Source organism: Hyalangium sp. (genome assembly GCF_035629615.1).
In the GTDB taxonomy this organism is placed as follows: domain Bacteria; phylum Myxococcota; class Myxococcia; order Myxococcales; family Myxococcaceae; genus Hyalangium.
In genome coordinates this window covers 1-7,296 of the sequence record NZ_DASPHO010000759.1, presented here as the reverse complement: position 1 = coordinate 7,296, position 7,296 = coordinate 1, and the positions used below count along the sequence as shown (strand labels likewise).

The 7,296-nt window shown below is 66.7% G+C and carries 5 protein-coding genes; 3 read left to right on the top strand and 2 right to left on the bottom strand.

Features of this window, described 5'->3' with window-relative positions; translation table 11 throughout:
- On the top strand, nucleotides 1-1,078 hold a 1,078-nt coding region (locus tag VD972_RS37965), incomplete at its 5' end, for a serine/threonine-protein kinase (RefSeq protein ID WP_324993715.1).
- A gap of 597 nt (nucleotides 1,079-1,675) precedes the next feature.
- On the opposite strand, the gene VD972_RS37960 is transcribed toward VD972_RS37965, so the two are convergent.
- Nucleotides 1,676-4,792, bottom strand: coding sequence for a multidrug efflux RND transporter permease subunit (locus VD972_RS37960; protein WP_324993714.1), 3,117 nt, complete (start codon nucleotides 4,790-4,792; stop codon nucleotides 1,676-1,678).
- A gap of 2 nt (nucleotides 4,793-4,794) precedes the next feature.
- Nucleotides 4,795-5,916 carry an efflux RND transporter periplasmic adaptor subunit gene (locus VD972_RS37955; protein WP_324993713.1) on the bottom strand — a complete coding sequence of 374 codons (1,122 nt, stop codon included), beginning with the start codon at nucleotides 5,914-5,916 and terminating at the stop codon, nucleotides 4,795-4,797.
- 242 nt (nucleotides 5,917-6,158) lie between these two features.
- Between VD972_RS37955 and VD972_RS37950 the strand changes: the two genes are divergently transcribed.
- Together VD972_RS37950 and VD972_RS37945 are read left to right on the top strand one after the other, a co-directional pair.
- Complete coding sequence (locus VD972_RS37950; RefSeq protein ID WP_324993712.1) at nucleotides 6,159-6,710, top strand: helix-turn-helix domain-containing protein; 552 nt, start codon at nucleotides 6,159-6,161, stop codon at nucleotides 6,708-6,710.
- Between the two features lie 211 nt (nucleotides 6,711-6,921).
- Nucleotides 6,922-7,296 (top strand): redoxin domain-containing protein (locus tag VD972_RS37945; RefSeq protein ID WP_324993711.1); only part of this gene is annotated, 375 nt, incomplete at its 3' end.

Genomic DNA, 7,296 nt, shown 5'->3' with positions numbered 1-7,296 from the left:
CGGGGAGAGGACCGTCCCGGCCTGGGAGCGCACGAACGAGAAGCGCCTGCGCGAAGTCATCGTCCGCAGCTTGCCGCCGACTTCAAGCGATCCCGAAGCGCTGGCCAGGATGCGCGCACGGCTGAGGGAAGAGGCGCGCCTTGCCACCTACTTGCAACACCCGAAGATCGCCCCCCTCATCGGGTGCTATGAAGTTCAGGGGGTTCTCTACGTCGTGTCCGAGCGTGTCGAGGGCACCTCGTTCAACAGCCTGATCAGCTATTCGATGATGCGCGAGGCGTTCCTGTCCCCCGCGTTCTGCCTCTACGTGGGCGCTGAGGTTGCCAGCGCCCTGCACTCCGCGCACACCTGCAAGGACGAGCGCGGCACCCCGCTGGGCATCGTTCATCGAGACGTGAACCCCGCCCGCATCGTTCTGGGGCCAGAGGGCGAGGTGGTGCTGACGGGCTTCGCCCGCGCGCGCTCCCTGCTCCCGGGCCGAGTGGCAACGACGTTCCCGCGCCCGCAAGGTGACGTGTTCTATTGCTCCCCCGAGGCGCTGCTCGGCGAAGAGATGGATCCGCGCTCGGATCTGTTCTCGCTCGGGCTGGTGCTGCTGGAGCTGGCCACCTGGAGCCACCTCTACAGCACGGCCAACGTGCGGCCCAGCGACTTGGCGAAGGCGCTCACGTCGAAGGCGAAGGAGCAGGTTCTCGACGCCTCCATGACGGCCATGGAGGCAGACCTTCCGGACCATGCGGAAGACTGCATCCTGCGGGCTGCCACGTTCACTGCGCAGGACGTGGAGGCGATTACCCAGCCGATCGCGCAGCCGCTCCGTTCCATCATCCGCAGGTTGATCCAGCGGAAGCCGGACGAGCGCTACCCGTCGGCTGCTGCACTGGAGAAGGATCTGCGGGCCGGCCTTGCTGCGCTTGGCGCCCCTTACGGAGCGCCTGATGCACTCGAGGAAGTCCTTCATTCACTGACGGGGGCCAGCATGAACCGGCGCGTACTCGGCCCTACGAGCGAGGACCAGTTACCCCCCGACATGGTGACGGAAGAGGACATCATCGCCGAGCGGGGCGGGACCCAATAGTCACCGGTCGTGCTCTGTTCGCGCGCTCCCCGCAGACCCCGCTTTGGGGCGAGTGGCTACTTCCAACTGGTTGGAAGTGACGATCTGGGCCCGGCGCCAAATGGGGGAGGTGGCGAGTGGCTACTTCCAACTGGTTGGAAGTGACGATCCGCGCCCGACTCCAACTGGCGGAGGCGGCGAGTGGCCACTTCCAACTGGTTGGAAGTGACGATCTGCGCCCAGCTCCAACTGGGGGGGCGGCGAGTGGCCACTTCTAACTGGTTAGAAGTGACGATCCGGCATGGGTCTTGGCTGCACCGTCCGCGTTCACGGACGGTCTCTCCCATGAGCGGCTGGAGCACCTCCCCGTCAATTCGCTGGGTTACAGAAACACCCCCGCCCTCTGCCTGCAGCCCTCCCTGCGCAAGCCATCGGCATTCCAAAGCTTTTTCGGACCGTCTCTCAACACGGACGGGTCGTCCGCGCGCACGGACGGTCCCTGGGGAGGCTGCTCTCGCAAGCGGGGGAGGGCCGCGTCTCTCTGGGGTCAGCTCACCCCACATGACCCACGTCTTTCGCCAGGTCACGGGCCTCACCCCCACCGCCTATCGCAAGCTCTCACGGTGCCTGGGCTGCCGCACCTCCACGCACCTTGTCGACCAGCACGAAGAGCACCGGGGTGAAGAACAGGTTCAGCACGGTGGAGACGAGCATGCCGCCGAACACCGCCGTCCCCAGCGAGCTGCGGGCCCCCGAGCCAGCGCCCTCGGAGAACATGAGCGGCATCACCCCCAGCAGGAACGCAATCGACGTCATCAGGATCGGCCGGAGCCGCAGCTCGCAGGCCTGGAGTGCGGCCTCGATCGCGGTGGCTCCTTCGGAGCGAAGGCGCCGCGCGAGCTCGACGATGAGGATCGCGTTCTTGCTGGAGAGGCCCACCAGCATCACCATGCCCACCTGGCAGAAGACGTCGTTGGGCAGCCCGCGCAACGCCTGTCCGCCCAGTGCCCCCAGGATCGCCAGCGGCACCGAGAGCACCACCACGAATGGCAGCGCGAAGCTCTCGTACTGCGCGGCGAGCACGAGGAAGACGAAGACCAGGCCGAGCAGGAAGATGAAGCCCGTCTGTCCTCCCGACTCGAGCTCTTCCTGCGACAGGCCCGACCACTCGTAACCGAAGCCCTGCGGCAGTGCCTCCCGGGCCACCTTCTCCATCGCCGCGAGCGCCTGCCCCGAGCTGTAGCCCGGAGCCGCCGAGCCCGCGACCTCCACCGAGCGGAAGAGGTTGAAGTGGCTGATGACCTGCGCCGAGGTCGCCGGCGTCACCCGCACCATGCTGTCCAGCGGCACCATCGCTCCCTGGGTGTTGCGAACGTAGAGCGCGCCGATGTCCGAGGGGTTGTCGCGGTCGGCCGCCTCGTTCTGCACCAGCACCCGGTATGCCCGGTTCGCGAAGTCGAAGTCGTTCACGTACTGTGAGCTCAACGACACCTGGAGCGTGCCGAACACCTGGGAGATGTCGATGTCCAGCGCGCGGGCGCGCTCGCGGTCGACCTCCACCCGGATCTGCGGGTCATCGGCGGTGAAGGTGCTGAAGACGCCGCCGATCTCCGGGGTGCCCGCCGCCTTCTCGAGTACCGCGCGCGTCGCATCGGCGAGCTCCTGCAGGTTGGCCTGCAGGGCGCGGTCCTCGATCTGGAGCTGAAACCCGCCGAGCGAGCCGACGCCTTCCACCGGTGGCGGAGGAAACGGCATCACCATCGCATCGGTGATCTGGGAGAACGGCCCGCGCAGCCGCTCGACGACAGCAGCGACCGAGTGCTCTTCACCCGGGCGCTCACCCCATGGCTTCATGTTGACGAACATGACGCCGCGGTTGGGGCCGCTGCCACCGAACGTGAAGCCTCCCACAGCGAACGCGCCGAGGATCTCGGGCTGGTCGAGCAGGATCTTCTGGGCTCGCTCCAGCACGTGCCCCGTCTGCTCGAGCGAGCTGCCGTCAGGCGCGTTGATCGCGACGATGAACCAGCCCTGGTCCTCGTCGGGAATGAAGCCCGAAGGAACACGGGTGTAGAGCAGCGCGGTGGCGCCCACGAAGCCGAGAAAGAGGGCAAGCCCGAGGAGCGGACGCCGGATGAGTGGCCGAAGCGCCTTCGCGTACCCCCGGTGCACCGCCTCGAGCGCCCGGTCGACGCCGCGGAAGAAGACCCACTTGTTCTCACCCGTGTGCTTGAGCATCAGCCCCGACAGCGCGGGCGTCAGCGTCACCGAGATGAAGGTCGAGATGGCGACCGAGAACGCGATGGTGAGCGCGAACTGCTGGTAGATGATGCCTGTGCTGCCGGGAAAGAAGCTGACCGGCACGAACACCGCCACCAGCACCAGCGAGATGGCGATGACGGGCGCCACCACCTCGTTCATTCCCGCAACGGCCGCCTCCATGGGCGTCTTGTCCTTCGACATCTCGAGATGGCGGCTGATGTTCTCGATGACCACGATGGCGTCGTCGACCACGAGACCCGTGGCGAGGGTGAGCCCGAAGAGCGTCAGCGTGTTGATGGAGAAGCCCATCAGCTTCACGAACGCGAAGGTGCCGATGAGCGAGATGGGAATGACGATCGCGGGAATGAGGGTGGCGCGCAGCCCCTGCAGGAAGAGGAGGATCACCAGCACCACCAGCACGATGGCCTCGGCCAGCGTGATGAGCACCTCCCGGATCGACTGCTCGACGGCGAGCGTGCTGTCGAAGGCGATCTCGTACTTGAGACCCTTGGGAAACTGCTTCGAGAGCCGGGCGAGCTCCTCCTTCATCCGGGATGCGACATCGAGCGCGTTGGCGTTGGGCAGCTGGGTGATGCCCAGGCCCGAGGTGGTGCGCCCGTTGAATTGAAGCAGCTGCGCGTAGTCCTCCGCGCCCAGCTCGACGCGCGCGACGTCTCGGAGCCGCACCAGCGCCCCCTTCGTGCCCCCGCCCTTGAGCACCACATCCTCGAACTCTTTTGGGTCGGAGAGCCGGCCCTTCGCCACCACGTTGAGCTGGAACTGCTGCCCTCTTGGCGCGGGCGGCCGCCCGATCTGGCCAGCGGCGACCTGGAGGTTCTGCTCGCGCAGCGCGGCGACGACGTCCAGGGGTGTCAGGTTGCGGCTGGCGAGCTTCGCGGGATCGAGCCACACTCGCATCGAGAACCGCCGCGCGCCGAACACCTCGACGCTGCCCACGCCCTTGAGGCGCTTGAGGGCGTCGCGCATGTAGATCTCGGCATAGTTCGAGACGAACTGCGCGTCGTACTGCCCGCTCTCGTCATACAACGCGATCGCGGCAATGAAGCTGCCCGCGGTCTTGGTGATGGCGATGCCGTTCTGGCGCACGTCCGCGGGAAGCTGTCCCGAGGCCGTCTGGACCCGGTTCTGCACGTCGACCGCGGCGACATCCACGTTGCGGCCAGGGTCGAAGACGACGGAGATGTTCGAGACACCATCGCTGCCGCTGCTCGAGGTGATGTACTTCATGCCCTCGACGCCGTTGATCTGTTGCTCGAGCGGCGTGGTGACCGCCGACTCGACGACCTCGGCGCTGGCGCCCGTGTACACGCTGAAGACGTTGACCTGCGGGAGCGCAAGGCTCGGGTACTGGGCGACCGGGAGGCGAGGAATCGCCAGCGCTCCCACGAGCGCGATGATGAGCGCGCAGACGCTCGAGAAGACAGGGCGATGGATGAAGAACGAGACGAACATGATCAGTCCTGCCGCTGCTCGGTCAGCTGAACGGGGGCTCCGTCAGCGAGCATCTGGAGCCCCGACACCACCACCTTCTGCCCGCTGTCGAGGCCTGCCTTGACGACGTAGCTGTTGCCTTGGATCGCCCCCAGCGTGACCGAGAGCCGCCGCGCCACGTTGTTCGGGTCGACGACGAACGCGAACGTCTGACCCGCCTGGCGGGTGATGGCCCGGGTCGGGATGGCCAGACCCGGCGCGGTGCTGAACACCACGCGGGCTCGCACCATCTGATCCGCGCGCAGCCCCTGCAGCGAATCGAAGGCTGCCTTGATCAGCACGAGCTGCGTGCCTGGATCGGTGCTCGGGGAGATGAAGACGACGGGGCTCTCAGCGAGGGTCGTGCCGTCCTGACGCAGGAGCCGAACCTTGCTGTTGGGCCCCAGCGCCGCGGCGCGCTCGACCGGCACCTGCACCTCGGCCTCCAGCCCGCTGTCCTGCGTGACGGAGGTGAGCGGTGTGGCTGGCGTCACGAAGTCGCCCACCTTCACCGGCACGTTGCCCACCACGCCGTCGATGGGGGCCACGATGTTGAAGAACGACAGCCGCGCCTTCTGCGAGGCGATGAGCGCGTCGGCGGCTCTCAGGCTTGCTTCCGCCTGCTCGGTTTGTGAACGGGCCTGGCTGGCGTCCTGCTGGCTGACGATGCCTTCCCGCTGCAGCGTCTGTGTGCGCTCATGCTGATCCTTCGCGAAGGCGGCTGAAGCGACCAGCGAATCGCGTGTGGCGATCAGGTTCTGCAGCGATGCAGTCTCGGCCTCGCTGTCGATCTGGAGCAGCAGCGCGCCTGCCTTCACGGGCGTGCCAGGCTTCGTCGCGATGGAGCGCACGTAGCCGGAGACCTGCGGGTGGAGCACCACCGCACGGCGTGAGGTGAGCGTGGCGAGGTAGTCCGAGGCCTCTTCGATGGGTTGCTGCTCGATCGTCACCACCGAGACGCTCGCGGGGGGAGGCGCGCCGCCCGGTGCCTCCGCCGCAGGAGTCTGCGAGCAGGAGGCTGTCACCAGGAGGAGTGCGAAGACGAGGGGCTTCGCCGCCGCACGGCTCCGCTCGGCATGAGGGAGGAGGATGTTTTCACATGTCATGGAGAACAATCCGCGAGGGCGAGGTGGCGCGCTGATGGCAACGCGCGCGGCCAGAAACGGAGTCAGCCTCCTCTTTAACGGAGCGTTCCTCCGCTTGTCAACACAGCTTGTGTGCTGGGATCTGCTCTGAGGGGTCAGTTCGCCCTTGCAAGTGGGAGGCGACCCCGGGGGTGGCTCGCGTCGCATGGACGCCGCGGTTAGAATGGAAGCGGAGATGACCTCCGATTGCCCGCGAGCAACCCATGTCTGAGCTCCATCGCGCCACCCGTGCGGATGCGCGCCGCAACCATGAGCAGCTGCTCGCGGCCGCCAACCAGGTCTTCACCGAGCACGGAGCCGACGCCTCACTCGGTCAGATCGCGAAGCGCGCTGGCGTGGGGATTGGCACTTTGTACCGGCACTTCCCAACCCGCGACTCGCTGCTGGTTGCCACGCTGCAGGGCAGCCTTCTGGCCCTGGTGGATTACGCGCGCGCGCTGCTCGACGCGAAGTCCCCCGGTGAAGCGCTCAAGGTGTGGCTCAAGGCGTACATCAAACACGCGACCACCTACCGAGGCCTGGCGGTATGTCTGCCGCCCCTCACGAACAGCGCCAGCATCTGTGAGCTGGTGAAGAACGCCGGCACGGCCCTGCTCGAGCGTGCGCAGGCGGCCGGTGAGGCTCGCGCCGACATCGACTTCGATGACGTGGCGGTGATGTCCGCCGGCGTTGCGTTCGCCACGCAGGAAGTGAAGGAGGCGGCGCGCCGGAAGCGGGTGCTGGCGCTGTTTCTCGACAGCCTCGATTTGCGGTGAGCGTGGGCGGGTAGACAGGAATCGTCTCGTGTGGGCAGGTCTTCTGGCTGCCATGGTCGGAGTCCTGAGTGCTCTTCCCTGGGTGACCTTCGCCTCGACCTCACGTGGCCGTGCCGTGGATCGTGACCCGCTTTGGCTGAATCTCGGCACTTCCATCACTTCGAGCCGGTGAACTAGAGGAAGCACCGAAACCGCTCAACCGAGGGAAGCCATGCCCGTCACATCCCACCTGCTGGAGCCTGGCACACCAGCTCCTGACTTCGCGTTGCTCAACCCCGTGGACGGTCGCATCGTCCGGCGTGAGGAGTTCCGGGGGAGGCCCGGCCTGCTGGTGATGTTCCTCTCGAACGAGTGCCCGTTCGTGAGGCACGTGCTGGCCGAGGTCTCCGCCCTTACCCGTGACTACGAAAAACGGGGCGTGGGCATCGTGGCGATCAACTCCAATGACGCGGCGATGTACCCCCACGAAGCCCCGTCCTTCATGAAGGTGCTCGCCGAGCGGGAGGGGTGGGCCTTCCCGTATCTCGTCGACTCCACGCAGGAGGTCGCCATCGCGTTCGGCGCCGTGTGCACGCCGGAGTTCTTC